This is a genomic window from Bradyrhizobium sp. SK17, from assembly GCF_002831585.1.
Classification (GTDB): Bacteria; Pseudomonadota; Alphaproteobacteria; order Rhizobiales; family Xanthobacteraceae; genus Bradyrhizobium.
On record NZ_CP025113.1, the window covers coordinates 4,434,187 to 4,460,184 of the forward strand.

Annotated in this window: 27 protein-coding genes and 1 pseudogene; 24 read left to right on the plus strand and 4 right to left on the minus strand. The window is 63.4% G+C overall.

The window, feature by feature from the left end; all coding sequences use genetic code 11:
• The first annotated feature begins 47 nt into the window (after positions 1–47).
• Entirely contained in the window at positions 48–806 is a 759-nt protein-coding gene (locus CWS35_RS20165; protein ID WP_024585175.1) for a GntR family transcriptional regulator, read from the plus strand.
• 120 nt (positions 807–926) lie between these two features.
• On the opposite strand, the gene CWS35_RS20170 is transcribed toward CWS35_RS20165, so the two are convergent.
• Positions 927–2,123 carry a diaminopropionate ammonia-lyase gene (locus tag CWS35_RS20170; protein ID WP_024585174.1) on the minus strand — a complete coding sequence of 399 codons (1,197 nt, stop codon included), beginning with the start codon at positions 2,121–2,123 and terminating at the stop codon, positions 927–929.
• A 233-nt stretch (positions 2,124–2,356) separates the two neighbouring features.
• Here CWS35_RS20170 and CWS35_RS20175 point away from each other — a divergent pair, with 233 nt between their 5' ends.
• The 16 genes and pseudogenes from CWS35_RS20175 (at position 2,357) to CWS35_RS20250 (ending at position 18,292) form a co-directional block, all read left to right on the plus strand.
• Positions 2,357–3,133, plus strand: a complete 777-nt coding sequence (locus CWS35_RS20175; protein WP_024585173.1) for a LamB/YcsF family protein — start codon at positions 2,357–2,359, stop codon at positions 3,131–3,133.
• 20 nt (positions 3,134–3,153) lie between these two features.
• Entirely contained in the window at positions 3,154–3,813 is a 660-nt protein-coding gene (npdG, locus tag CWS35_RS20180) for an NADPH-dependent F420 reductase (RefSeq protein WP_024585172.1), read from the plus strand.
• Between the two features lie 4 nt (positions 3,814–3,817).
• Positions 3,818–4,591 (plus strand): coenzyme F420-0:L-glutamate ligase, encoded by a 774-nt coding sequence (gene cofE / locus CWS35_RS20185; RefSeq protein ID WP_024585171.1) that lies wholly within the window; start codon positions 3,818–3,820, stop codon positions 4,589–4,591.
• Positions 4,588–5,526: a 2-phospho-L-lactate transferase gene (gene cofD / locus CWS35_RS20190; protein WP_024585170.1), complete on the plus strand. Its 939-nt coding sequence runs from the start codon at positions 4,588–4,590 to the stop codon at positions 5,524–5,526. The genes cofE and cofD overlap by 4 nt, the downstream gene beginning before the upstream one ends.
• A gap of 7 nt (positions 5,527–5,533) precedes the next feature.
• On the plus strand, positions 5,534–6,226 hold the full coding sequence (gene cofC / locus CWS35_RS20195; RefSeq protein ID WP_100953366.1) for a 2-phospho-L-lactate guanylyltransferase: 693 nt from the start codon (positions 5,534–5,536) through the stop codon (positions 6,224–6,226).
• Positions 6,226–8,643: a 5-amino-6-(D-ribitylamino)uracil--L-tyrosine 4-hydroxyphenyl transferase CofH gene (gene cofH / locus CWS35_RS20200; protein ID WP_100953368.1), complete on the plus strand. Its 2,418-nt coding sequence runs from the start codon at positions 6,226–6,228 to the stop codon at positions 8,641–8,643. The genes cofC and cofH overlap by 1 nt, the downstream gene beginning before the upstream one ends.
• Positions 8,644–8,655: 12 nt before the next feature.
• Positions 8,656–10,149 carry a pyridoxal-phosphate dependent enzyme gene (locus tag CWS35_RS20205; RefSeq protein ID WP_024585168.1) on the plus strand — a complete coding sequence of 498 codons (1,494 nt, stop codon included), beginning with the start codon at positions 8,656–8,658 and terminating at the stop codon, positions 10,147–10,149.
• 259 nt (positions 10,150–10,408) lie between these two features.
• A complete protein-coding gene (locus tag CWS35_RS20210; RefSeq protein ID WP_100953370.1) occupies positions 10,409–11,572 on the plus strand; it encodes an ABC transporter substrate-binding protein in 1,164 nt (387 codons plus the stop codon).
• A gap of 108 nt (positions 11,573–11,680) precedes the next feature.
• Positions 11,681–12,553, plus strand: coding sequence for a branched-chain amino acid ABC transporter permease (locus tag CWS35_RS20215; RefSeq protein ID WP_024585166.1), 873 nt, complete (start codon positions 11,681–11,683; stop codon positions 12,551–12,553).
• Positions 12,550–13,587: a branched-chain amino acid ABC transporter permease gene (locus tag CWS35_RS20220; RefSeq protein WP_100953372.1), complete on the plus strand. Its 1,038-nt coding sequence runs from the start codon at positions 12,550–12,552 to the stop codon at positions 13,585–13,587. Before CWS35_RS20215 ends, CWS35_RS20220 begins: the two co-directional genes overlap by 4 nt.
• Positions 13,584–14,389, plus strand: a pseudogene (locus tag CWS35_RS20225) (ABC transporter ATP-binding protein). The gene CWS35_RS20220 and the pseudogene CWS35_RS20225 overlap by 4 nt, the downstream one beginning before the upstream one ends.
• Positions 14,376–15,080, plus strand: a complete 705-nt coding sequence (locus CWS35_RS20230; protein WP_024585163.1) for an ABC transporter ATP-binding protein — start codon at positions 14,376–14,378, stop codon at positions 15,078–15,080. The pseudogene CWS35_RS20225 and the gene CWS35_RS20230 overlap by 14 nt, the downstream one beginning before the upstream one ends.
• A 90-nt stretch (positions 15,081–15,170) precedes the next feature.
• Positions 15,171–15,350, plus strand: coding sequence for a hypothetical protein (locus tag CWS35_RS20235; RefSeq protein ID WP_100953374.1), 180 nt, complete (start codon positions 15,171–15,173; stop codon positions 15,348–15,350).
• Between the two features lie 46 nt (positions 15,351–15,396).
• Positions 15,397–16,521, plus strand: coding sequence for a Re/Si-specific NAD(P)(+) transhydrogenase subunit alpha (locus tag CWS35_RS20240; protein ID WP_100953376.1), 1,125 nt, complete (start codon positions 15,397–15,399; stop codon positions 16,519–16,521).
• Positions 16,522–16,532: 11 nt separating this feature from the next.
• A complete protein-coding gene (locus tag CWS35_RS20245) occupies positions 16,533–16,850 on the plus strand; it encodes a proton-translocating transhydrogenase family protein (RefSeq protein ID WP_016841609.1) in 318 nt (105 codons plus the stop codon).
• A gap of 44 nt (positions 16,851–16,894) precedes the next feature.
• The gene (locus tag CWS35_RS20250; protein WP_100554770.1) at positions 16,895–18,292 is read left to right on the plus strand and encodes an NAD(P)(+) transhydrogenase (Re/Si-specific) subunit beta; all 1,398 of its coding nucleotides are present in this window, start codon (positions 16,895–16,897) and stop codon (positions 18,290–18,292) included.
• Positions 18,293–18,694: 402 nt separating this feature from the next.
• On the opposite strand, the gene CWS35_RS20255 is transcribed toward CWS35_RS20250, so the two are convergent.
• The gene (locus tag CWS35_RS20255) at positions 18,695–19,324 is read right to left on the minus strand and encodes a thiamine pyrophosphate-dependent enzyme (protein ID WP_157817194.1); all 630 of its coding nucleotides are present in this window, start codon (positions 19,322–19,324) and stop codon (positions 18,695–18,697) included.
• Positions 19,318–19,842: a thiamine pyrophosphate-binding protein gene (locus CWS35_RS20260; RefSeq protein WP_145987277.1), complete on the minus strand. Its 525-nt coding sequence runs from the start codon at positions 19,840–19,842 to the stop codon at positions 19,318–19,320. The genes CWS35_RS20255 and CWS35_RS20260 overlap by 7 nt, the downstream gene beginning before the upstream one ends.
• A gap of 165 nt (positions 19,843–20,007) precedes the next feature.
• Between CWS35_RS20260 and CWS35_RS20265 the strand changes: the two genes are divergently transcribed.
• The 4 genes from CWS35_RS20265 to CWS35_RS20280 are packed head-to-tail and all read left to right on the plus strand — an operon-like array spanning position 20,008 to position 23,853.
• Complete coding sequence (locus CWS35_RS20265) at positions 20,008–21,021, plus strand: PotD/PotF family extracellular solute-binding protein (RefSeq protein ID WP_024578513.1); 1,014 nt, start codon at positions 20,008–20,010, stop codon at positions 21,019–21,021.
• A gap of 36 nt (positions 21,022–21,057) precedes the next feature.
• Entirely contained in the window at positions 21,058–21,909 is an 852-nt protein-coding gene (locus CWS35_RS20270; RefSeq protein WP_100953379.1) for an ABC transporter permease, read from the plus strand.
• On the plus strand, positions 21,910–22,734 hold the full coding sequence (locus tag CWS35_RS20275; RefSeq protein ID WP_100953381.1) for an ABC transporter permease: 825 nt from the start codon (positions 21,910–21,912) through the stop codon (positions 22,732–22,734).
• 9 nt (positions 22,735–22,743) lie between these two features.
• Complete coding sequence (locus CWS35_RS20280; protein WP_100953383.1) at positions 22,744–23,853, plus strand: ABC transporter ATP-binding protein; 1,110 nt, start codon at positions 22,744–22,746, stop codon at positions 23,851–23,853.
• 40 nt (positions 23,854–23,893) lie between these two features.
• Here CWS35_RS20280 and CWS35_RS20285 read toward each other — a convergent pair whose 3' ends face one another.
• The gene (locus CWS35_RS20285) at positions 23,894–24,439 is read right to left on the minus strand and encodes a hypothetical protein (RefSeq protein ID WP_100953385.1); all 546 of its coding nucleotides are present in this window, start codon (positions 24,437–24,439) and stop codon (positions 23,894–23,896) included.
• An 11-nt stretch (positions 24,440–24,450) separates the two neighbouring features.
• Here CWS35_RS20285 and CWS35_RS20290 point away from each other — a divergent pair, with 11 nt between their 5' ends.
• The 3 genes from CWS35_RS20290 to CWS35_RS20300 all read left to right on the plus strand — a co-directional run bounded on the left by CWS35_RS20290 (position 24,451) and on the right by CWS35_RS20300 (position 25,984).
• Entirely contained in the window at positions 24,451–25,152 is a 702-nt protein-coding gene (locus tag CWS35_RS20290; protein ID WP_245439076.1) for a GNAT family N-acetyltransferase, read from the plus strand.
• Between the two features lie 104 nt (positions 25,153–25,256).
• Positions 25,257–25,712 (plus strand): cupin domain-containing protein, encoded by a 456-nt coding sequence (locus CWS35_RS20295; RefSeq protein ID WP_100953389.1) that lies wholly within the window; start codon positions 25,257–25,259, stop codon positions 25,710–25,712.
• Between the two features lie 89 nt (positions 25,713–25,801).
• A complete protein-coding gene (locus tag CWS35_RS20300) occupies positions 25,802–25,984 on the plus strand; it encodes a hypothetical protein (protein WP_244442102.1) in 183 nt (60 codons plus the stop codon).
• Positions 25,985–25,998: the final 14 nt, after the last annotated feature.

Sequence of the window (25,998 nt, forward strand, 5' to 3'; positions counted from 1 at the left end):
CGCCGATAAAGCTCGCTTTGAGCGAGAAAAGGGACTATCTTACTGACATGAATAAGCTAGTCCCAAATTACGATCGCAGCCGCGTCCCCTTGTATGTCCAGGTGGCATCCGTCATGCGCCAACGTGTCGAGACCGGCCACTGGCAGGAAGGCGACAAGATCTCGACCATCGAGGAGCTTGAAGGCGAGTTCGGCGTGGCGAGGGTCACGATCCGGCAGGCGATCGAGATGCTGCGCAGTGAAGGTCTCCTCGACGCCCAGCAGGGACGCGGGACCTTCGTCTCCGGCAGGCCCAAGAACCGTCATTGGCTGAATCTCGCCAACGACTTCGAGTCGATGGTCGACTCGGTGAAGAGCAACGTTCTCAAGCGCGTCCATATCGAGGAGAACGTCGCGGCGCCGCAGCTCGCGGCACACGAAGGCAAGCCCGCCGAAGGCTACGCCTTCCTGCGAAGCGTGCAGTACAACGACGACGAACCGTTCTCCGTTGTCAATCTCTACCTGGCGCGCAATATCTTCGTGAAGGACCGCAAGCGCTTTACCCATACGGCCGCGCTCACCAAGATCATGGAGATGGATGATATCGAAATCGTCCACGCGCATCAGATCGTGACGATCGGCGTGGCGGATCCGGAGACGGCGGAGCTGCTCAAGATCGGATTGGGTGAACCGACCGCCGATTGTCGGCTCGTGCTCGTGGACAGCGATAACATCGCGGTCTATGTCGCCAATATCCATTATCACCGCAGCTGCTTCGCGCTTCGCGTCGATCTCATGGAAAAGAGCAAGAAGCGCACCAAGGCCTAGAGCCCGGACCGGAAGGGAGGAAGTCGCTCTTCCGGAAATATCGTCTCGAACAAGCAGATCAGATCATGATGCGATTCCAGACGATCGCACCATGATCTGGATGTCGCAGGTCAGACGCGATCAGGCCGCCGATTGCAGAACCGTAGCCGGCGACGATCCGACGATCTCCGTATAACGCGCCTGATCGGTTGCCCCTTCGGTGTTGATCAGGAGCACGCGCGAGGCGGGGCCGAGCCCAAGCTTGTCGCGGATGGCCTTGTCCCTCGTTGCCACGCGGAGCCCGGCAAGCCCGGCCGCTCCGCTTTCGCCGGCGACGATGGCCGGATCGCGATCCAGAGGGCGCGCGAGACTGCGCATCGCTTCGGCCGCGTCGTCCTCGCCGACAGTCATGAACCCATCGGCCTTGCGCGACAGGATTCGCCAGGCCACCAGCGACGGTTCGTAACATTCGAGCATCGCCATGATGGTCGGCTCGCCATGTGCGATCTTGGTGGGGTGCCCGGCCACCGCGCTCTCGTAAAGACAGGCCGCCCGCTCGGGCTCGACGACCACGAAGGTCGGCCGGTCCTTGCCGAACACGATCTCGAAATACCCGGCGACTGCCGCGGCAAGGCCCCCGACGCCGGCCTGGATGAACACATGAGACGGGCGATCCGGCATGTCCCGGAGGATTTCATTCAGCATGGCGGTGTAGCCCTGCATCACGAGGCCAGGGATGCGCTCGTATCCCGGCCACGACGTATCGGAGACGACGATCCAGCCATTGTCGCGGCACGTCTGATCGGCCACGGCGACCGAGTCGTCATATGTCCCGGTGACGCGTACGATCTCGGCGCCAAACCGCGAGATGGCCGCGACGCGTTCGTCCGTGACACCGCTGTGAACAAAGATGACGGCCTTCGCGCCGACCATCTGGGCGCCTGCGGCAACGGAGCGGCCATGATTTCCGTCGGTTGCGCATCCGACGGTCAGGCCCCGCGCGATGTCGCGAACCGCCGGTGTGCCGATCTCGCTGATGTCGACTGCGCGGCCGAGCTTGCTGCTGGCCATCTCCAGCAGTAGCCTGACGACCGCGTAGGATCCGCCGAGTGCCTTGAAGCTGCCGAGTCCCAGACGGTAGGACTCATCCTTGATGTGCACAGTACCGACGCCGAGTTCCCGCGCCAGGGCCGACAGCGATTGGAGCGGTGTCGGCTTGTGATTCTCCCGGAAGGTGAGAAAGCGCTCAACTTCATTCGCTTGCTCGCGTGCCAATGTCGCGACGTCCGCCGGATCAAGGGGGTGATTGTGAGATGGGCTTGCGTTCGACAGGAACATTCAGACCAGCCTTTGCGGTGAGGGAATGCGCGGTTAGGGCAGCCGTTCAGGCGTATATGTCCGAGCGGCGCAACTTGTCACGCGCGGCGATACATACTATCATTGGGATGATAGTTCAATATCGAATCCGAACCAGCGCCCCGTCGCGGCGCAAGGCATCTTCTCTCATAAAAGGGATTGTCGTACTAACAATAGTACGATAGGGTTCGCGGACGCTTGGACAGGAGAAGCGGATGACGATTTCGATCAATCTCAATGCCGACATGGCCGAGGGCTTCGGTGCCTACGACATCGGCGATGATGCGGGCATCCTGAACGTCATTGGTTCAGCCAATATCGCCTGCGGCTTCCATGCCGGTGATCCGCGCGTGATGCGCAATGTGGTGCGGGAAGCCAAGCGGCTCGGCGTCACGATCGGAGCCCATCCCGGCTTCAACGACATCTGGGGTTTCGGCCGTCGCCGCATCGACATGCGTCCCGACGATCTCGAATACATGATCGCCTATCAGATTGGCGCTCTCCAGGCGATGGCGGCCTATGAAGGCGAGCGCGTCACCCACCTCAAACCGCACGGCGCCCTGAACAACATGGCCGCAGAGGACAAGGACTACGCACTCGCCATCGGCCGCGCCATCAAGGCGGTCGATCCGCGCATCATCTATGTCGCGCTCGCGGGCTCGGAGATGGAGAAGGCCGGCCGCGGCCTCAATCTGCCGGTCGCGATCGAGGGCTTCTGCGATCGTCAGTACGATGATGACGGCAACCTGACGTCACGGAAAATTCCAGGTTCGGTCATCAAGGACGCTGCCGTCGCGACGCAGCAGGTGCTCGATATGGTGCTGAACAACACCATTACCTCGCGCAACGGCAAGAAGATCACATGCAAGGTTCATACGCTTTGCGTGCATGGCGATGAGCCAACCGGCGTCGCGACAGCGCGCGCCGTCCGCGAAGGTCTCGAGAAGGCGGGCGTCAAGCTTGTGCCTCTGACCGACATGATCCTGGACTAATCCTGAAAGGCACCTGTGTTATGACCGACAAACCGACCATCGCCATCCTCGGAGGTACGGGGGACCTGGGCTCCGGCCTGGCCAAATGCTGGCTTGCGGCCGGCTACAAGGTCGTTCTCGGTTCGCGATCAGCCGAGAAAGCGAAGAGCGTTGCCGAGGCGATGACGGGCGAGGTGGCCGGTGACGACAATGTCGGCGCCGCCAGGGCAGGCGACATCGTGGTGCTCGCGGTGCCCTTCGCAAGCCATGATGCGACGCTGACCGAGGTCAAGGACGTGGTGCAGGGCAAGATCGTGGTCGATGCCGCGGTCCCGCTGGTGCCGCCCAAGGTCTCGGTGGTCCAGCTTCCTTCCGCGGGCTCGGCTGCGCAAATCGCTCAGCAGCTGCTTGGTCCGGGCGTGCGGGTGGTCTCGGCTTTCCACAATGTGGGCGCCACCAAGCTGCATCAGGGCGGGCGAGCGGATTGCGACGTGCTGGTGTTCGGCGACGACAAGGCCGCGCGAGATATTGTCATCAGCCTCGCGAATGAGGTCGCAAGCGCGGGCATCGATGGTGGCGTTCTGGCCAATTCGGCGGCGGCCGAAGCCTTGACGTCGGTGCTGATCGGTATCAACCGTCGCTACAAGGTCCCCGGCGCGGGAATCCGCATCACCGGCCTGACCGCGAAATCGGTCGCCTGATCCCATGGCTGTCGGCGGCCGCGTCGAATATATCGCCCTGGACGGCATCCCGCATGTCAGTCCAGGGGACAATCTCGCGGTCATCGTGCGAGCCGCTTTGACCGGGATGGCATTGCGCCTCGAGCGAGGCGATGTGCTCGTCATCGCGCAGAAGATCGTCTCGAAATCCGAAGGGCGCTATGTCCGCCTCGCCGATATCGAGCCATCGGCGGCCGCGCTCGAGCTTGCGAAGACGGTCGGCAAGGATCCGCGATTCATCGAGGTGGTGCTCGGCGAATCCGACGAGATCGTCAAGCACAGGCCGAACGTTCTGATCGCGGCGCATCGGCTCGGCTTCGTCATGGCCAACGCCGGCATCGACCAGTCCAATATCGAACACCACGACGGAGAGGAGCGGGTTCTGCTCCTGCCGAAGGATCCGGACGGCTCGGCGCGTGAGCTCAAAGCCATGCTCGACCCGGACGACGGCCTTGGTCTTGGCGTCGTCATCAATGACAGTTTCGGCCGCCCGTGGCGAAACGGCGTGGTTGGCGTCGCGATCGGCGCGGCCGGTGTGCCGTCGCTGCTGAGCCAGATCGGTGTCCCCGACATGTTCGGCCGTGCGATGCGGATGACCGAAATCGCCGTGGCCGATGAAATAGCCGCCGCGGCTTCGCTGCTGATGGGGCAGGCCGCCGAGGCGCGGCCGGTCGTTGTGGTCCGGGGCCTGCAACTAACCGGGCCTGCGTCGTCCGCATCTGTGCTCGCGCGACCCAAGAGCCAGGACATGTTCCGATGAACCAGGGTGACAAGAAGATCGTTGCGCTGTGCGGAGGCGTTGGTGGCGCCAAGCTCGCCTATGGTCTCAGCCGCTTGCTCGGCGCCAAGCTCAGCGTCGTCGTCAATACCGGCGATGACTTCGAGCATCTCGGCCTGTCGGTGTCACCTGACCTGGATACGGTGGTCTACACGCTTGGCGAACTCGCCGACGAAGAGCGCGGCTGGGGCCGGGCAGGCGAGAGCTGGAACTTCATGGACGCCCTTGGTGGGCTCGGTGGCGAAACCTGGTTCAGGCTCGGCGATCGCGATCTCGCGCTGCACGTCGTTCGCTCGCGCGCGCTGCGCGCCGGCGTCAGTCTCACCGACTTCACGCGTGAACTTGCCCAGCGGCTGAACATCGCCGCGGCAATCCTTCCGATGAGCGACGATCCGTTCGCGACCATGATCGTCACCGCCGACGAGAGGATGTCGTTCCAGCGCTATTTTGTCGGCGCGCAGGCGCAGCCGGTCGTCAAGCGCATAGAGTTCGACAATCCGGGCAGGGGCACGGCCACCAACGCCGTGTTGCAGTCGATCGGGAACGCCGATGCGATCATCCTATGCCCGTCCAATCCGTATCTCAGCATCGATCCGATCCTGGCTGTTCCAGGCCTGCTTCCGGCACTGGAGACAGTCAAGGCGCCGATCGTTGCCGTTTCGCCGCTGGTCGGCGGGCGCGCGATCAAGGGACCGACCGCCAAGATCATGAGCGAGCTCGGGGTCGAGACCAGTTGCGCTTCGATCGTCCGGCATTACCCGTTCCTCGACGGCTTCGTGATGGACCAGGTCGATCAGTCCGACGCCGCGCGGATCGAAATCCCGGTGCACCTCACCGACACCATCATGCGCTCCAAGGACGAACGGATCCGTTTGGCCGAAGCGTGCCTCAAATTCCTCGAACAGTTCGATCGCTGAGCATCCGATGGGCCATTCCGAGACCTGGGCACTTGTTCCCGTGAAGAAGTTCAGTCGCGCGAAGAGCAGGCTGGGCGACATCCTCTACGCGCCGGAGCGCGCCGAGCTTGCGCAGGCGATGCTGCGCGACGTCCTGCAAAGCCTCAACGCCGCAAGGACCGTCGACGGGATCGCCGTGGTCAGCTCCGATCTGGACGCGCTCGCTATCGCCAAGTCGTTTGGTGCCGCGGCGATTTTCGACCCGGCGGAGGCCGGCGTGAACAAGGCCGTGCAGTTCGGTCTCGATGCGTTCGAGATCTATGATCGCCGGGTCATGATCGTCCCGGCCGACATTCCCTTCGCCGCCTCGCGGGATTTCGAGAACGTGGTCGAATTGCTCAACCACACGCCGATCGTGCTGGTGCCGGCCTTGTACGATGGCGGCACCAATGCGCTCGCGATGCGCTCGCCCCGGCTGCTGCAACCGCAGTTCGGCGAGGACAGCTTTCGCCGGCATCGCAGCACCGCGCGCGCGCGCGACCTCGGTGTCAGCGTGCTGAAATCCGACGGCATCGGCAAGGACATCGACTGCCCGCTCGATTTCGGACCCTATCTGCTGGCGTCGCAGGATCGCGGAATGACCCGATCCTTCGTGGACCAGATCAACATCGCCGAGCGTTTCGGTGTCGAAGACGCTCCTGCTCCCGTGAGGCTGTTCTGATGACTTTGCTGCCCGACTTGAGGCTCGATCAACGTCTGTCGCGCGATCAGGCCTACGAACTCGTCGATATCGCCGACACGACCGAACTGCTGAGGGCCGCTGCAAGTCGCCGCGACGCCGCCCATGGCGATGCCGTGACCTATTCGCCGAAAGTCTTTATCCCGCTCACGCAGCTGTGCCGCGACGTTTGCCATTATTGCACGTTCGCGCACGCCCCGCGCACCGGCATCAAGCCGTATCTGTCCATCGACGAGGCGGTCGCGATCGCGCAAGCTGGCAAGGAGGCCGGCTGCCACGAGGCGCTTTTCACCCTCGGTGACAAGCCGGAGCTCCGCTACAGGATCGCACGCGAGGAGCTCGCGAGGCTCGGGCATGACTCGACGCTGTCATATGTGGCCGAAGTCGCAAAGGCGGTCTTCGAGCGCACCGGCCTTCTTCCGCACATCAACCCCGGGATCATGTCCGCGGAGGATCTTGCGATGTTGCGCAAGGTCTCGGTCTCGCAGGGCATCATGCTCGAATCCGCGTCGGAGCGGCTCTGTGCGAAGGGTGGCCCGCATTTCGGCTCGCCCGACAAGGTGCCGGCGGTGCGGCTCGAAACCATCGAAGCCGCAGGCAAGCTCGCAGTCCCGTTCACGTCGGGCATCCTGATCGGGATCGGCGAGACGCGTGCCGAGCGCGTCGATGCGCTGCTCGCGTTGCGCGATCTCAACGATGCGCACGGCCACATCCAGGAAATCATCATCCAGAACTTCAGGCCCAAGGCGGGCACCCGGATGGCGACCGCGGAGGCGCCGTCGGTCGAGGACCATCTTTGGACCATCGCGATAGCGCGTCTGCTCTTCGAGCCGGGCATGAACATCCAGGCTCCGCCCAACCTAAGCCCGGCGGCGCTCGGGCGGGTTGTCGCCGCGGGGATCAATGACTGGGGAGGGGTCTCACCCGTCACCCCAGATCACGTCAACCCCGAGGCGCCATGGCCGCATCTGCGGCTGCTGGAAGCGGCGACGCGGTCCGCCGGCAAGCGGCTGGCCAAGCGCCTGCCGATCTATCCGGCGTTCGCGCGGAATCCCTCGCGCTGGCTCGACAGCAAATTGCTGAAATCGGTTCTCGACAGGATCGATGGCGATGGGGCGCCGCGCACCGATGACTGGCATCCTGGACATGTCGGCAGCCTTCCAGCCCGTGAACTGGAGTGGCGCAAGCGTCCTGCGCGTAGCTCCGTCGCGACCGACGTTCCTGCGATCATCGCGCACGCCCAGCGCGGCAGCGAACTGACCGAGGGCGAGATCGTCCGCTTGTTCCGCGCGCATGAGGACGATTTCGGGACAGTCTGCCGCGGTGCCGACGAGCTCAGACGCGCGGTTAATGGCGACGTGGTTTCCTATGTCGTCTGCCGGAACATCAACTACACCAACATTTGCTCGTTCAAATGCCAGTTCTGCGCCTTCTCGAAGGGCAAGATGAGCGAGAACCTCCGCGGCAAGCCGTACGACCTCGAGATGAGCGAAGTCGCGCAGCGCGTCGTCGAAGCCTGGGATCGCGGCGCGTCCGAAGTCTGCATGCAGGGCGGCATCCATCCGTCCTACACCGGCCAGAAATATCTTGATGTCTGCCGGGCCGTTAAGGGCGCCGTGCCGGACATGCACATGCACGCGTTCTCGCCGCTTGAAATCCACCAGGGTGCTCAGACCCTCGGCATTCCCGTTGCCGAGTTTCTGCAACGGCTCAAGGCCGCTGGTCTCGGCACATTGCCGGGGACGGCCGCCGAGATCCTCGATGACGAGGTGCGGGAGACGCTGTGCGCGGACAAGATCCGCACCCAGCAATGGCTCGACGTGATGCGCACCGCTCACCTCGTCGGGTTCAAGTCGACCGCGACGATCATGTTCGGTCATATCGAACGATATGAGCATTGGGCGCGCCATCTGCTGCGCGTGCGGCGTCTGCAGGCAGAGACGGGCGGGTTCACTGAATTCGTTCCGCTTCCCTTCGTCCATATGGAAGCGCCGGTCTATCTGAAGGGCAGGGCCCGGCCGGGGCCGACTTTCCGCGAGGCGATCCTGATGCATGCCGTCGCCCGGCTGGTGCTCAATCCCTTCATCACCAACATCCAGACCTCGTGGGTGAAGATGGGACCCGAGGGTGTCCGCCAGTGCCTCGCGGCCGGCGTGAACGATCTCGGCGGCACGCTCATGGACGAGAGCATCTCCCGCTCTGCCGGCGCTGCGCATGGCCAGGAAATGACACCCCAGGAGATGGAATCGATTATCGTCTCCTCCGGACGCGTCCCGCGGCAGCGTACGACGCTCTACGGCGACGCCGGCGATGCCCGTCGCCAACGCTCATTCGATGCCGTCTGCGAACGGCAAGCCGCCGGCGCCGCATGCGCGGCAGGCGGCTCACGCAGCCTTTGACGGAAACTGACCATGACGTTCCTTATCGAGCCTTCGATCGTTGATCAGCAAATCTGGCGCAAGGCGGCGTCGCAGGCCCGCAAGCTCAAGCTTAAGCTGCCGACCTTCTCGCAGCTCGCGCATCCGGACGTGCCTTCCGCGCGCCTGTGGGGAGAGATCGAGTCGGTCGGGCCCGACGAGCCGAACGCGGCCAATCTCTACCGCATGCATTGGTATAATGGGACCAACCGCAGGAGCAGGGACTGGGTGCCGGGGCACATCGTCCTGCGCAAGGAGTTCACCGGCGTCGACGCACCGATCATCGTCCTGCTCGGCAACCGATTTCCGATGATTGGCGCGCACAAGGTGCTGCCCGCCTATGCCGCCTTGATCGAGCAGTTGGTGACCGGCCGCTTCGATCCGGCGGAGCAGAAGGCGGTCTGGCCGTCGACCGGCAACTACTGTCGCGGCGGGGTCGCGGTCTCCCGTATTCTCGGCTGCCGCGGCGTCGCAGTGTTGCCGGAGGGGATGAGCCGCGAACGGTTCGAATGGCTCGAGAAATGGGTCAGCGATCCCAGCGACATCGTGAGGACGCCGGGCACCGAGAGCAACGTCAAGGAAATCTACGACAAATGCGCCGAGCTGAGAGCGGACGACAGCAATGTCATCCTCAATCAGTTCTCGTCGTTCTCGAACTATCTCATCCATTATACGTGCACGGGACGGGCGGCGGAGGAGGCTTTCAAGGCCTTCAAGGCGGATCAGGATTACGAGCTCGCCGCCTTCGTCTCCGCCACGGGATCGTCAGGCACGATCGCGGCCGGTGATTTTCTCAAGACCCGCTGGGGCTCCAAGACGGCGGCCGTCGAGGCGCTCGAATGTCCCACCATGCTCAACAACGGCTATGGCGAGCATAATATCCAGGGGATCGGCGACAAGCACATTCCCTTGATCCAGAACGTCATGAATCTGGATTTCGTGGTCGGCGTCTCGGACCGCGTCACCGACCGGTTGAACCTGCTGTTCGGATCGAAGACCGGCCGGAATTATCTCGAGCGGCGCCGCGGTCTCGAGCCGGCGCTGGTGCGCAGTTTCGATCACGTCGGCATTTCCGGGTTCGCCAACATCGTCGCGGCCATCAAGCTCGCCAAGCAGATGGCGTACGGCCCGGACCAGGTGATCGTGACGGTGGCGACGGACAGTGCCTCGCTCTATCAGAGCGAGCGTACGCAGTTCGAGCAGTCTCACTATTCGAGAGGCTTCGATGAGATCAACGCGGCCGAAACATTCGGCGCATGTTTGCTCGGTGTCGCCTCCGATCACGTCGTCGAGCTGACCGAGACGAAGCGGCGCGCGATCTTCAATCTCGGCTACTATACCTGGGTCGAGCAGCAAGGCGTTGCTGTCGCTGATTTTGAACGACGTCGTGCGCAGTCTTTCTGGACCCGCATTCAGGACAGTCTCAACGAGTGGGATCGACTGACGACTGAATTCAACAATGAGGCAAGTGGTCGCAACGACGGCTAATGCCATTGCCGGACCGTGCGATGGCTTCGTAGATCGGTGCGGTCCGTTTGTTTTGTGCGAAATGACAGCAGTGCGGCGCAAAATGCAGCAGCCGGAAGACTTGACGCGTGAACGAGGATTGATATTAATATACTAAATATAGGATGATAGGATCATCCAGTTGAGCGGCCGCCGAACAAGAGCCGGCAAGACCACGGGCGGCGCGCTGTATCCCTGTTTCAGGTTTCGAAGAACGCTCAAAACGAGCAGGAGAGGAAAGATGAGCCGAACACACGGATTGCTTCTCAGCGTCGCGTTGGCTGGGATGATGTCGAGCCTGACGGCAGCTGGCGCTGCTGCCCAAACCATCAAGATTGGCGTCAACGAGCCGCTCACCGGACCCTTCGCGGCATCCGGAACCTATGTCGTCAACGGCGCCAAGATCGCCGCTGACGAGATCAACGCGAAGGGCGGGTTGCTCGGTAGCAAGATCGAGCTCGTCATCGAGGACAACAAGAGCAATCCGACCGAGGCTGCGGCTGTTGCGGAGAAACTGATCACGCGCGACAAGGTCCCGGTCATGATGGGCGCGTGGGGATCCAGCCTCACGCTCGCGGTGATGCCGAAGCTGATGGAATACAAGATCCCGATGGTGGTCGAGACGTCGTCGTCCAGCAAGATCACGACGTCGGGCAATCCCTATATCTTCCGTATCTCGCCGCCGTCGTCGGTCGAAGCGGCCGAGTTCAAGCCGATCATGCCGACGCTCGGCATCAAGAAGGCCGACTTCCTCGTCATCAACAATGATTGGGGTCGTGGTTCGGCCGACGATTTCGGCAAGGCGCTGAAGGCGCAGAACATCCAGATCGGCCTCGTCGAGATCATGGATCAGGCCGCACAGGACATGAGCGCCCAGCTCTCCAAGATCAAGGCGTCTGACTCCGACACGATCATGGTCACGACGGCCGTCGAGCAGCTGACGCTGGTGCTCAAGCAGGCCGCCGCGCTCGGCATCACCAAGAAGATCGTCACGACCGGCGGCTCGCAGAATCCCGACCAGCTGATCGAGCAGGCCGGCGCCGCCGCCAACGGCTCGATGCACCTGACCACCTTCGCGCCCTGGTATCCGGACAAGACGCCGGATCCGGTCGCGACCAACTACTTCCTCGGCGAGTGGAAGAAGCGCGGCTTCGCCTTCGCAGGCGCCACCGAGAGCTTCCGCGGCTATGACGGCATCCGCACCATCGCCAATGCGATCCAGCGTGCCGGCAAGGCTGACCCGGAAGCCATCACCGAGGCGCTCTGGAAGGTCGACTTCACCGGCCTCAACGGTCCGATCAAATTCGTCAAGCAGGGACCGGCCGGCAAGGAGAGCGGACAAAGCATGCCCAATCTCTATCTGATCAAGATCGAGAACGATAAGGTGGTCCTGTCGGGATCGTAAGACCCGCACGTCGCGCGCGGGGTGCCGCCCGTCGGGCGACCCCCGTGGCATTTGCTTTCCTCCAACCACACGGCGGCCCGCGCAATCGTTCGGCCGAAGCCATTGATCATGACCGAGCTTCTTCAACACCTCATCAACACGCTCATCCTCGGAAGTACCTACGCCTTGCTGGGGATCGGCCTGACGCTGATCTTCGGCATCATGCGCGTGGTCAATTTCGCGCATGGCGAGCTCTATTCGTTCGGAGCGTATATTCTCTACTTCGTGGCGATCATGCTCGGCGCGAACTTCTTCGTTGCGCTGATCGCGGCAATCGTCGCGGGCTGTCTGCTCGGCGCTCTCCTGGAGTTCGTGTTGCTGCGGCCGATGCGCGGTGCCGACATCGACACCACGATGCTGGTCATGATCGGCGCCATGATCGTGATGCAGAACGGCGAGCAGTTCGTCTGGGGCGGGGTTGCCAAGTCGGTCGCGACGCCGTTTCCGGAGCTGCCGCTCGTGATCGGGTCGTTCTCCGTCTCCTGGCTGCGCCTGTTCGTGTTCTGCGCTGCGCTTGCGCTGATCGGTGTGGCTTATTTCCTGATCAACCGGACCAAGCTCGGCAAGGCGATGCGAGCGACGTTCCAGGACCGCGACGCCGCATCATTGATGGGCGTCAACATCCAGTTCATCTACATGGCGACGTTTGCGATCGGCTCGAGCCTTGCCGCGGCCGCCGGAGCGTTGCTGGGGCCGGTCTATGTGATCTCGCCGCAGATGGGCAATCTGGCGTCGCTGAAGTCGTTTGCGATCGTCATTCTCGGTGGGCTGGGGAGCATTCAGGGCGCCACGATCGGCGGCTTCCTGCTCGCGCTGGCCGAGGAACTCGGCGCCGGCTACATCTCGTCCGGTTACCGCGACGCCATGGGATTCCTGATCATCATCGCCGTGCTTCTGTTCAGGCCGACGGGGCTATTCGCCCGCGTGGAGCGCGTCGGATGAAGCGGCTGATCCCCTATCTCTCGCTGCTGGCGTTCGCGTCGGTACCGCTGTGGCTGCAAGATCCCTATCTGCTCAATACGTTCATCACGACGGGCATCTTCATCATTGCCGCCATGAGCCTCAATCTGCTGCTCGGCTATACCGGGCAGCTCAGCCTGGGACATGTCGCCTTCTTCGGTATCGGCGCTTACACCAGCGCACTGGTCTCGCTCGGCTTCGATGTCGAACTGATCGGCGGCTTTCGTGTAGTTCATGAACCCTGGCCGCCCTGGTCGGGTTTCGTGATCGGCACGCTGGTTGCGGCGATCTGCGGCTATGCCGTCGGCAAATTGTCGTTCAGGGTGAGAGGTGCCTATTTCGTCATCGTGACCGTCAGCTTCGCCGAGGTCGTCAGGCTGATCGCGTTGAACTGGGTCGAGCTGACGCAGGGGCCGCTGGCGCTGACCTCGATCCCACCGATGACGCTTGGATTGCCCGGGTTGGGTTCGCTGGATTTCTACAGCAAGCAGTCGAACTACTATCTGGTGCTCGGCGTCGCCGTCGTCGCCTATGTGGTGATCCGGCGCCTGGTCTATTCGCGGGTCGGGCGCGCGATGGTCGCTCTCAAGGAGAACGAGTCGCTCGCGGTCTCGGTCGGCATCGACGTCACGCGTTATCTGGTGCTGGCCGCGGTGTTCTCCGCTGGCATCGCCGGCGCGGCGGGGAGCCTCTACGCGCATTACCTGAAGATCATCGATCCGGACGTGTTTGCGTTCATATACACCGTCACGATCGTGATCATGGTGATCTCGGGCGGCAAGGGCACGCTGGCCGGCCCGATCGTGGGCGGCCTCATCTTCGGCTTCCTGCCGGTCGCTGTCCGGTCGTTCGCGGCGCCCGAGATTCAGTGGATCCTCTATGGTCTGCTGATGATCATCATCGTCTTTGTGCTGCCCACCGGAATCGTTCCGGCGATCGAGAAATGGTTCCTGACCCCTCGCAAGGAGCCGAGCAGCGCAGATTCCTATCAAGCCAAGGTGCGCGACACGCCATGACCGCTATCGATCTCGCGACGCCGGAGCCCGTTCTATCCGTTGAGCACATCGCCGTGCACTTCGGTGGGCTGGTGGCAATCGCCGACATGAGCTTCACCGTCAACAAGGGGAGGTCGTCAGTCTCATCGGGCCTAACGGCGCGGGCAAGACGACCGCCTTCAACGTCATCACCGGATTCCTGCGGCCGACCAAGGGCGAGGTCCGCTACCGCGGCAACTCGCTCAGCAATCTGAAACCGCATCAGGTGACGTCGCTTGGACTGGCGCGGACCTTTCAGCGGACCAGCGTGTTCCAGAGCGTGACGGTGTTCGACAATGTCATGATCGGTCTGCATCGGCGCGGACGATCGAGCCTGCTCGATGTGTTGCTGGCGCTGCCCCGGGAGAAGCAATCAGAAGCCGAGCTGCGCCATCTCGCGCAGGAATTGCTCGAGATGGTCGGCATTGCACGTCGGGCGGACGAGCTCGCGGGTTCGCTGTCATACGGCGACCAGCGGCTGCTCGGCGTCGCACTGGCGCTGGCATCGGATCCGTCGATGCTTCTGCTCGACGAGCCGGTGTCGGGCATGAACGCCACCGAGACCGCGCGTTTCATGGAGCTGCTCGACAAGCTTCACAAGCGTGGCATGTCCATCCTTCTGGTCGAACACGATGTTCCCATGGTGATGGGCGTCTCCGACCGGATTGTCGTGTTGAACTACGGCCGTATCATCGCCTCGGGACCGCCTGCGGAGATTCGCGGCAACCCCGAGGTGATACGGGCCTATCTTGGCGAAAAGGCGAGCCGGCATGCTGCGCATTGAGAATCTCGTATGCCGCTACGGCAAGGTCGAAGCGGTCAAGGGTGTCACGCTCGAGATCGAGCGCGGGCAGCTCGTGGCGCTGATCGGCGCGAACGGCGCGGGCAAGAGTACGACGCTGCGCGCGATCTCGGGAATATTGCCGTCGGCGTCGGGCCGCATCACGCTCGAGGGCAAGGATATCACGAAGTGCTCGGCCCGGCAGATCCTCAGCCTCGGTATCGCGCATTGTCCGGAGGGGCGGCGGGTGTTCTTCGACATGACCGTTGATGAGAATCTCGACATGGGCGCGTATCTCCGCACCGACCAGCGCGAGATCGAGGCAGACCGGGAGCGGATCTTCGGCATGTTTCCGCGGCTGGCGGAGCGCCGCGGCCAGATCGCCGGCACGCTGTCGGGCGGCGAGCAGCAGATGCTGGCGATCGGGCGCGCCATCATGTCCCGGCCCAAGCTGATCATGTTCGACGAACCTTCGCTCGGACTGGCGCCCAACATTGTCGAGCAGGTGTTCACGATCATCGACAATATCCGCAAGTCGGGCACGACCGTCCTGATGGTCGAGCAGAATGCGTACTCCGCTCTCGAGATGTGCGACTATGCGTACCTTCTCGAGACCGGGGCCGTCGTGCTGTCGGGCAGCGGCAAAGAGCTGATCGATGACGAGCATGTCCGCTCGGCATATCTCGGCGGATAGCGGCAATTCAAAAAATCGAAACGGCAGGACGACAGGAACTGCCGTTCTGGCGACGTGCGGGCGTCCGAACGGCGACGCGATGTCGGGTCAATGATGGTGGATCTGCAGAAAGCAAGGGACGACCAGAAGTCGGACGAGTGCATCGCGCTGCTGATGGCGTTCATGCAGATCAGCGATCGCAAGAGCCGTGCCGAGGTCGTCAAGTTTGCCGAACGCTGCGCGCAATTCGGTTCCGGAGGCATCGTGTCGTTTGGAAATGAACGGCGATGAGCGTGCCCGGCCGCAGGTGGGTTTTTGCCAAGGAAGGGTTCGGTAAGTGAAGATTGCCGTAGCGAAGGAAATCGATCCGTCGGAGCCGCGGGTTGCGGCCTCGCCGGACACCGTGAAGAAGTTCAAGGCGCTGGGCGCCGAGGTCGCGGTCGAGCCGGGGGCGGGGATCAAGTCGGGGCTGCCCGATTCGGAGTTCACGGCCGTGGGCGCCACCGTCAGCGCCGATGCGCTGAAGGACGCCGACATCATCATCAAGGTGAAGCGGCCGGAAGCCACCGAGCTGTCGCAGTACAAGCGCGGCGCGCTGGTGATCGCGATCATGGATCCCTACGGCAACGAGGCGGCGCTGAAGGCGATGGCCGATGCCGGGGTGTCGGCGTTCGCGATGGAGCTGATGCCGCGCATCACCCGCGCCCAGGTGATGGACGTGCTGTCGTCGCAGGCCAACCTGGCCGGCTACCGGGCCGTGATCGAGGGCGCCGAGGCGTTCGGCCGCGCCTTCCCGATGATGATGACCGCGGCGGGCACCGTTCCGGCTGCGAAAGTGTTCGTGATGGGCGTCGGCGTCGCCGGTTTGCAGGCGATCGCGACCGCGCGGCGGCTCGGCGCGGTGGTGACCGCGACGGACGTCCGCCCCGCGACCAAGGAGCAGGTGGAGAGCCTCGGCGCCAAATTCCTCGCCGTCGAGGACGAGGAGTTCAAGAACGCGCAGACCGCCGGTGGCTACGCCAAGGAGATGTCCAAGGAGTACCAGGCCAAGCAGGCCGCGCTGACCGCCGAGCACATCAAGAAGCAGGACATCGTGATCACCACCGCGCTGATCCCGGGCCGTCCGGCGCCGAAGCTGGTCTCGGGCGAGATGGTGAAGTCGATGAAGCCCGGCTCGGTGCTGGTCGATCTCGCGGTCGAGCGCGGCGGCAATGTCGAGGGCGCGAAGCCCGGCGAGGTGGTCGAGACCGACGGCATCAAGATCGTCGGCTACACCAATGTCGCCGGCCGGGTCGCGGCCTCGGCCTCCAGCCTCTACGCGCGCAACCTGTTCTCGTTCATCGAGACCATGGTCGACAAGGCCAGCAAGGCGCTCGCGGTCAACTGGGACGACGAGCTGGTGAAGGCCACCGCGCTGACCAAGGACGGCGCCGTCATCCATCCCAACTTCCAGCCGAAGTAAGGAGCCAAGCCATGGAGCATCTCGCGCAGGCCGTCGATCCCTTTGTGTTCCGGCTGTCGATCTTCGTGCTCGCCGTGTTCGTCGGCTATTTCGTGGTGTGGTCGGTGACGCCTGCGCTGCACACGCCGCTGATGAGCGTGACCAACGCGATCTCCTCGGTGATCGTGGTCGGTGCGCTGCTCGCGGTCGGCGTCGGCATGGTGTCGAGCGGCTCGGGCTGGGCCCGCGGCTTCGGCTTCGTGGCGCTGATCTTCGCCTGCGTGAACATCTTCGGCGGCTTCCTGGTCACCCAGCGCATGCTGGCGATGTACAAGAAGAAAGCCAAGTAACGGCAACCACCTCGGGGTGAGTCAAGAATTTGGGGGGACCTGAGATGAGCGCCAATCTCTCTGCACTGTTGTATCTCGTGGCGGGGGTGCTGTTCATCCTGTCGCTGCGCGGGCTGTCGAGCCCGGCGTCGTCGCGCCAGGGCAACATGTTCGGCATGATCGGCATGGCGATCGCGGTCGGCACCACGCTTGCGGCCCATCCGCCGGCCGACGGCGTGGCCTGGCTGCTGGTGATCCTCGCGGTCGCGATCGGCGGCGGCATCGGTGCGGTGATCGCCCGCCGGGTGCCGATGACCTCGATGCCGGAGCTCGTCGCCGCGTTCCACTCGCTGGTCGGCATGGCCGCGGTGCTGGTCGCCGCCGGTGCGTTCTATGCGCCCGAGGCGTTCGACATCGGCACATCAGGCAACATCCATCCGCAGAGCCTGGTCGAGATGTCGCTCGGGGTTGCGATCGGCGCGTTGACCTTCACCGGCTCGGTGATAGCGTTCCTGAAGCTGTCGGCCAGGATGAGCGGTGCGCCGATCATCCTGCCGTTCCGCCACGTCATCAACATCGTGCTGGCGCTGGCGCTGGTGTTCTTCATCGTCGGTCTCGTGCTGTCGGGCAGCGCGTTCGACTTCTGGATGATCGTGATCCTGGCGCTGGCGCTCGGCGTCTTGATGATCATCCCGATCGGCGGCGCCGACATGCCGGTCGTGATCTCGATGCTGAACTCGTACTCCGGTTGGGCCGCGGCCGGCATCGGCTTCACGCTCGGCAACTCGGCGCTGATCATCACCGGCGCGCTGGTCGGCTCGTCGGGCGCGATCCTGTCCTACATCATGTGCCACGCGATGAACCGCTCGTTCATCTCGGTGATCCTCGGCGGCTTCGGCGGCGAGACCGCGGCGGCCGGCGGCGGCTCCGGCGAGCAGAAGCCCGCAAAACTCGGCTCGGCCGACGACGCCGCCTTCATCATGAAGAACGCCTCCAAGGTGATCATCGTGCCCGGCTACGGCATGGCGGTGGCGCAGGCCCAGCACGCGCTGCGCGAGATGGCCGACCTTTTGAAGAAGGAAGGCGTCGAGGTGAAGTACGCCATCCACCCGGTGGCGGGCCGCATGCCCGGCCACATGAACGTGCTGCTGGCCGAGGCCAACGTGCCCTATGACGAGGTGTTCGAGCTCGAGGACATCAATTCGGAGTTCGCGCAGGCCGACATCGCGTTCGTGATCGGCGCCAACGACGTCACCAACCCGGCGGCCGAAGAGGACAAGACCTCGCCGATCTACGGCATGCCGGTGCTGCAGGTGTGGAAGGCCGGCACCGTGATGTTCATCAAGCGCTCGCTGGCGTCGGGCTATGCGGGCATCGACAATCCGCTGTTCTACCGCGACAACACCATGATGCTGCTCGGCGACGCCAAGAAGGTCACCGAGAACATCGTCAAGGCGATGTAGGACCGATCGCGATGGCGCTGAACCGGGACTGGCATCGCGCGCATCGCATGCCGCCCCGGGCGAGGTGCTAACCGTCGCGATCTCGGCCAAGCAGCAATTCAAGCGAAGGCCAGGCTTCGCCAAACGAGGCGCATGACAACAGAAGCAGGGCGCTGGCGCGCCCTCGGCTCGACAACCCGTCAGAACCCCCGATCTTGCCACTATGCGGGGCGCAGGCCCGCGTCGGCGCAAGTGCAAGACCGGTGCGCCGGCTGCGATCGATGCCGGAACATCGCAATAGAGCGGGCCTTCGTCGTCAGTCATGGCGGCGTGCCTTTCCGTTCGGTGGCGAGCGCAATCTGTCGAACAACCGTGAGTACGATGGGCTGTCCCTCATGATGAGAACCGAGCCGGCAGGTGCGTCTATTCGGGCTCGAGCCGGCCACCGCCGAACAAGGTCGGCACGTAACGTGGAGCCTTGATCTCGGCCATGAAGCGTTGCTTGGTCGCGATCGGATCGAGCGAGACGGGCGGCCGGATCGGCTCCACGTCCGGCTCCGTTGCCAGCACCAGCATCTCGACGCCGCGGCGGTCCTCGATCTGCCCGATCTTCTTGCCGAGCGCTTGCGGTTGCGCAAGATTCTCGGCGTGCGCGATGCCCGCGGCCCGCGCCAATTGCGCGAGATCGAGCGTCGCATTGGTCAGAGCCTGTCCGCCGGATGCGGCATGCACGCCGTTCTGGATCAGCAATATCGTGAGATTGGCAGGGTTCATCGCGCCGATGGTGACGAGGGCACCCATATGCATGAGCAAGGCGCCGTCGCCTTCCACCGCGATGACCGGCCGCTTCGGCTGGGCAAGTGCGAGGCCGAGTGCGAGCGGCAAAGTGAGTCCCATGGCGTCCTCGAAGTAGAAATTGCCGGGCGTGTGATGAACCGAGGCCCAGAGATACGAGGCGTTGCCGAGCGAGGTCACCACCAACGCTTGCGGCGGCAGGTGCGCGGCAAGTGCCTTGTAATAGTCGCCCCGGCTGGCGCGGCGTCCGGTCACCATTGAATATCCTCCCGGGACAGAAGCAGGGCGAACGGACAAGAGCCTTCTTCCGCATAGGTCGCGGCCTGCTCGACCTGCGCGCCGATCGGACGATGCCTGTCGGCGCATGCGTGATTGAGACCGATGCCGCGGAACACCGGCTCCGTGGCTCGTCCCTTAGGAATGTGATAGAAGACCGCATCCTCCGGTGTGCCGCGGTAGGAAACCAGCATCAGCAGCGGAAACTGATAGCGCTGCGCCAGCGAGACGAGGCCGGCGCCCATGCTCAGGACCCCCGCGTTCTGCACCAGCAAAGCGGTGCGCACGCCGCCGAGGCGGCTGCCGCAGGCAATGGCGAGGGCCTCCTCTTCGTGCGTCGCGCGAACCAGGGTCATGCCCGGCTCCTGATCGATCCGCACCAGAATCTCGCCAAGCCAGCTGTCCGGCACGGCGACGACCAGGCCGAACCCCAAGCGTTTCAGCGTGTCCAGGATCTCGGATGGGCGGTGCGAGACCGCGCCCAGCGTCGACGACGTCATCAAGGCCTCCTCCACAGCTGCCGCCAAGGCTACGCAAGAAAGGTACTATTGTCGATACGATAATCCTTGATAAAAGGTACTATTAAGCTGATGATAGTTTTAATTGGAGATTGCGATTGCAACGGAGCCGGGCGGGGCAATCCACAATTGCGGGAGAGAAGACCGATGACACGCGTCTGGTCGTTGCTGATCGCCTTGTTGTTCACCGTGCCTGCCCATGCGCAAGACAAGCTGGTCGTCAGTATCTGGGGCGGCAGCTGGCGCGATCTGGTCGCCGAGACGGTTGCGAAGAAGTTCACCGCTGAAACGGGCGTGAAGGTCGAATTCGTCACCGGCGGCACTATCGACCGGCTCAACAAGGAAAAGCTCGCCAAGGGTAATCCCGAGAGCGACGTGACGTTCACCACCTCGCATGTCGGCTGGCTCTATGCAAATGACGGCCTTTTCGAAACCATCGATACGTCGAAGATTCCGAACGCCAAGAACCTGGCGGAAGAGGCGCGGATCAGCCCCTATCATCTGGGCGCCTGGGCCTATGTCTACACCATTGGCTATCGATCTGATCTCATCAAGGATCTGAAGTTCGACAGCTGGAACGAGCTCTGGAGCCCTCAGCTCAAGGACAAGCTCGCGGCGCCGGACTTCGATCCGAGCCACATCATCGCCGTCGCTGCGATTCTCTCGGGTGCCGACGCGGCGCATTGGGAGCAGGGCGAGGCCAAGCTGAAAGCACTGAAGCCGAACTTCAAGGCGTTCTACACCAACGACGCCAACAGCCAGCAACTGCTCGCCAGCGGCGAGACTCCGGTGCAGATCGTGCTTTCGATGAACGCCTATTACATGATGGGGCAGGGTATCCCGATCACGCTTGCGATGCCCAAGGAGGGCGCGGTGCTGGGCATCGACACCGTCGCGATCATGAAGGGCTCGAAGAAGGTCGATCTCGCCCACAAGTTCATCAACACGCTCTACGATCCCGAGATCCAGGCCGAGATCTCGAAGCAGAAGAAGGGCAGCCCGGCCGTGCTGAATGCCAAGCTCGATCCAGAGATCGCCAAGCTTCCCGGGGTCTTCACCAGCGCCGAACAGTGGAAGCAGCAGATCAACATCGATGCGAAGCTGCGCGCGAGCAAGACCGCCGAATGGCGGAAATGGTTCGCCGAGAACATCATGAATTGAGCGTCAGTTGAGCGTTCTTGGCAGCGGGCGCGCATCATGAAGCGGCAACCGTTCGTAGGCACCTTCACGGCTCCGGCGGCGCTTTGTGCGGTCGGGTTTCTGGCGGCGCTGGCCGCGGTCCTGCAATACAGCCTGCGCGCCTATGTTCCGGGCTCGCTCGATCCGGGCGGCTTCACGCTCGCCAATTTCGCCGATCTCCTGAAGCCGCTCTACGCCCGCGTGTTTCTCGACACCGTGCTGATTTGCGCAGCGACCGCCCTGGCGACCTTGGTCGTCGGCTATCCACTTGCCTACGCCCTGGTGCGCGTCGAGCAACCAATCATCCGCTCCTTCCTGCTGGTGATCGTGGTCACGCCGCTGTTCCTCGGAGAGGTGGTCCGGACCTATTCCTGGATCATCGTTCTCGGCAATAACGGCTTCATCAACGCCGTCCTGTTATGGACAGGGCTCGTCATCAAGCCGATCCAGTTCATGTTCACGCCGTTCGGCGTCATCGTCGCCCTCGTCCATGTGACGCTGCCGGTGATGGTGATCATGCTCGCGGCCGGACTGTCGCACATCGATCGCGATTATGCGCGGGCCGCCGAGAGCCTGGGGGCGGGACCGATCAGGGTGTTCCTGACCGTCACGCTGCCTTTGTCGATGCCCGGTGTGATCGCGGGCACCACGACGGCCTTCGCATGGACGTTCTCGGCCTTCGCCACGCCGCAACTGATCGGAGGAGGACGCGTCAACATGCTCTCCAACCTGGTCTATCAGCTCGGCTTCGCGAGCTTCAATTTTCCATTTGCCGCGACGCTTTGCGTCGCCGGCCTGGCGTTGACGGCGGTGGTCCTGGCGCTTCTGAAGCTCGCCACGAGCCCGCTACAGAAGATCGAGGTGCACTGAATGACGCCGCGATCGACCTACCAGAGGGTTCTCGGCTGGATCGGGCGCCTGGTTGTCATTCTGATCGTCCTGTTTCTCTTGCTACCGGCCGTCGTGGTCACGATCGCCGCGTTCAACGACAAGCCGATCCTGTCGTTTCCGCCGCAGGCCTGGTCCTGGCGCTGGTTCGGCCGCGCGCTCAGCTATGAGGACTTTCGCCAGGGCTTCTTCAACGGCCTGACGGTGACGGTCTGGAGTTCGACGATCGCACTGTGCGTCGGCGCCATGTTCGCGTTCGTCATCGACCGCTACAACATCCCGTTCAAGAAGGTCATCGAGGCGATCCTGGTGTCGCCATTGGTGATTCCGCATTTCACCGTGGGGCTCGGCTTCCTCATCCTGGCTGCGCAGATCGGGCTGAGCCGGGGCTTTGCCGTGGTCGTGGTCTGTCACGTCATCCTGGTGCTGCCGTTCGTCTTGCGCAGCGTCTACGTCTCGCTGAAGAATCTGGATCAAAGCTATGAGCTCGCGGCGTCGAGCCTCGGTGCCGGGCCACTGCGCGTGCTGTGGACCATCACCCTGCCGCTGTTGCTGCCGGGACTGGTGAGCGGGTGGCTGTTTGCCGCGATCCTCTCCTTCAACGAGTTCACCGCCTCGCTGTTCGTGACGTCGCAGCGCACGCAGACCCTGCCGGTCGCGATGTACAATTACGTGCGCGAGTTTGCCGATCCGTCGATGGCGGCCCTCTCGGTGATGTACATCGTCGCCACCGCCGCGTTGATCATCTTCGCCAACGCGTTCCTCGGGCTGGGCAAAGTCCTCAACATTGAACAAGAGCATCGATAGGGAGCGGCGATGTCCGAAAGCAGCAAGCGCGAGCGCAAGGAGGCGGCGGTTCGTTTCGAGGCGGTCACCAAGCGGTTCGACGACGTCGTGGCGCTCAACAACGTCTCGCTCGACATCGATCCCGGCGAATTTCTGACGCTGCTTGGCCCGTCGGGCTGCGGAAAGACCACGCTGCTCAATCTCGCGGCAGGCTTTCTCGGGCCGGATCGCGGATCGGTCGTGATCGGGGACAGGATGGTCAACGAGGTGCCAACCTACCAACGCGGCATCGGGATGATGTTCCAGAACTATGCGCTGTTTCCGCATATGACCGTGGCCGACAATGTGGCCTATGGCCTGAAGACGCGCCGTGTCCCCAAGGCCGAGCGGGATCGTCGCGTCGCCGAGGTCCTCGAATTGGTCAAGCTCACGGGGAAGGAGAACAGGAGGCCACGACAATTGTCCGGCGGCCAGCAGCAGCGCGTGGCGCTCGCGCGGGCCCTCGTGATCAATCCGACCGTGCTGTTGCTGGACGAGCCGTTCTCGGCGCTCGACAAGAGCCTGCGGACCTCGATGCAGGTCGAACTGCGCGAAATCCAACGCAAGCTCGGTCTCACCACGATTTTCGTGACGCACGACCAATCGGAGGCGCTCAGTCTTTCGGACCGCGTCGCAGTGATGTCCGAAGGGCGCATCCGGCAGCTCGGCACCCCGGTCGACATCTACCGGGCGCCGATGGACCGGTTCGTCGCGACCTTCGTCGGGGACAACAACAGGCTGCGTGGGACACTGCTCGGGATTGAGGCCGCCGATGCGATCATTGCCCTCGGCGACGCATCGGTCCGGGTCCCGAAGCAGGCGCTCGCGAGCCTCGATCGCTCATCGGCGGTTGACGTCTTCGTTCGGCCGGAGCAGTTCAACGTCGTCGGGCCGAATGACCCCTGCGCCGTCAGCGGCAATGTCGTAGCGCAGATCTATCAGGGCGGGCATGTCGACCTTCACGTCGAATGTCCCGGACCGGCCCATGGTCGCTTGCTGATCAGATCGGCGGGTGATCTCGCCGTTGCGCGCTGGCCGATGGGAGCGCGAGTCGGCGTCGCAGTCCAGGCGAATGGATGCGTGGCCTTTCCGGCCGAGTAGGAATGGCCGTAGCACCGGCGGTCGGCCGCTTCGGGCGGGTTCATCTCGCGACGATGAAGGTCCTGATCGCCGCCAGAGCCTCGATCGAAGGCATGTCCCTTACGGCATCCGGGCCGGAGCACCATGGATAGGGGATCGTAGAGAGCCAGGGCAGGATCCGGCCCGCGTCCACGGCGGGCAGCACGGACATCAGCGCGATCTCGATGCATAGCCGCGCGACCCGTCCGTCCCCGGGGCGGAAATGCCAATCATAATTGCCGCATCCGACGCGGACGGCACCGTCCTGCCGGGCGGTCATTCCGACCAGCCAGCGGCAGCGAAACTGACTGGGGTGATCCGAGGGCGGGCGCGACAGGCAATAGGTTCGCACATTGTCGTACTGGGCGGAGAAGTCACGGACGAGAACGCGGGTGACCTGCTCCAGTCCAGCCGCCGCGCTCGGGAATGCGATGGCTGTCGTCTTGACCATCATTTCGAGCTGGCAGTCGTCGAGGAAAGCGTCGGCCATCAGCTCGGGACGGTTATGGTCCTTGGCCTCGATGTAGGTGGCGATCGCGTCGGTCGCGGTGAGTCGGTTAGACACCATGCTTGATCCCGGTGACGTTGCAACAGATGAGGTTCGATCGGCGCAAATGGTCGGCGCTGCCGCTCGCAGATGTGATGGTGGCCGCGCAACTCTTGCCAGGAATTGTCAGCCTCCATGGGGTAGTGTTTGATCCGATTGAGATCCAAAGTAAACGATCGAAATCGCGCGATCATTGCTTTTCGCGGACAGGACACCGAATGAACACGCACTCGATCGAGATCCGGCGACTGCTGCCCGCGGACGCTGAGCTGTATCGCGATATCCGCCTCGAGGCGCTGCGCTTGAGTCCCGAGGCGTTCGGCAGTGCGTACGAGACGGAGAGCGTTCATCCGGTCGGCTGGTTCGCGGAAAGGCTGGAGCGCGGCGCGGCGATCTTTGGCGCGTTTCAGGCCGGCAAACTTGCCGGCATTGTCGGTTTCGTTCGCGCCGACGGGCCGAAACGGCAGCACAAGGGCGCGCTGGTCGGAATGTATGTGCGGCAGGCGGCGCGCGGCGCCGGTATCGGCCGGCTCCTGGTCGATGCTGTGCTCGATTTCGCGGCGCAATCGGTCGAGCTGGTGCAGCTCATCGTGGTCAAAGGCAACGAGCCGGCCCGACGGCTCTACGAGGCAGCGGGCTTTGTCACGTACGGGCTCGAGCTGCACGCGCTGAAGATCGACGGCCGCTATTACGACGACATCCTGATGGCGAAAGATCTGGTCCGGCGCGGCTGACTGCGTCGGCCGATGCCGCGACACAGTTTCGTCGTAGCGTCGCGATAGGAGAGCGCTCGCGTAAGGAGACATCGGTTCGCCTGCCAACCAGCCGGGAAGCTGCCATGCCGAAGATTGACCTGACGAAAGTGCCGGAACGCAAGGGGACCGGTTACCCGGCCGAATTTGCCGCGGCCTGTGCCGACCGCGTGCGCCAGCGGCTCGGCGACGCCGGCGGGCTGGCCGACTTCGGCGTCAATTTGATGCGGCTGCCGCCGGGTAATTGGTCGAGCCAGCGCCACTGGCATTCGGACGAGGACGAGTTCGTCTATGTGCTCGCGGGCGAGTTGGTGCTGGTGGAAGACGGCGGCGAGACGGTGCTGCGCGCCGGCGATTGCGCCGCGTTTGCGAAGAATTCCGGCAACGGGCACCACATGATCAACCGCTCGCAGATGACGGCCATCTATCTCGAGATCGGATCGCGATCGAGCGCCGACGTCATCACCTGCTCCGACATCGACATGATGAGCCCGAGCTCCGACGGCCGCTTCCTGCACAAGGACGGCAGGCCGTACGAATAGACGCTCAGCCGCGGACCGGCGCCAAATTCAGCGTTGCGGATTGAGCCGCGAAGGATCAATCTTGCCGAGAGGGAGATTTGGTCGCGTCCATGGCGGAATGGTATTTCATCTGGATCGACGGGCCGCGCGGACCCGAGCCGCAGAAATGGTCGTCGGACGCACTGTGGGGGCAGCTTGGCCGCCAGGACATCATCGTCCGCTTTCCCCTGAGCGATCGCGAGGCCGGTCTGTCGCTGGACCAGCTGGCGCGGCTGCACCCGGTGCCTCGGTGAACTGCGCCGCCGGC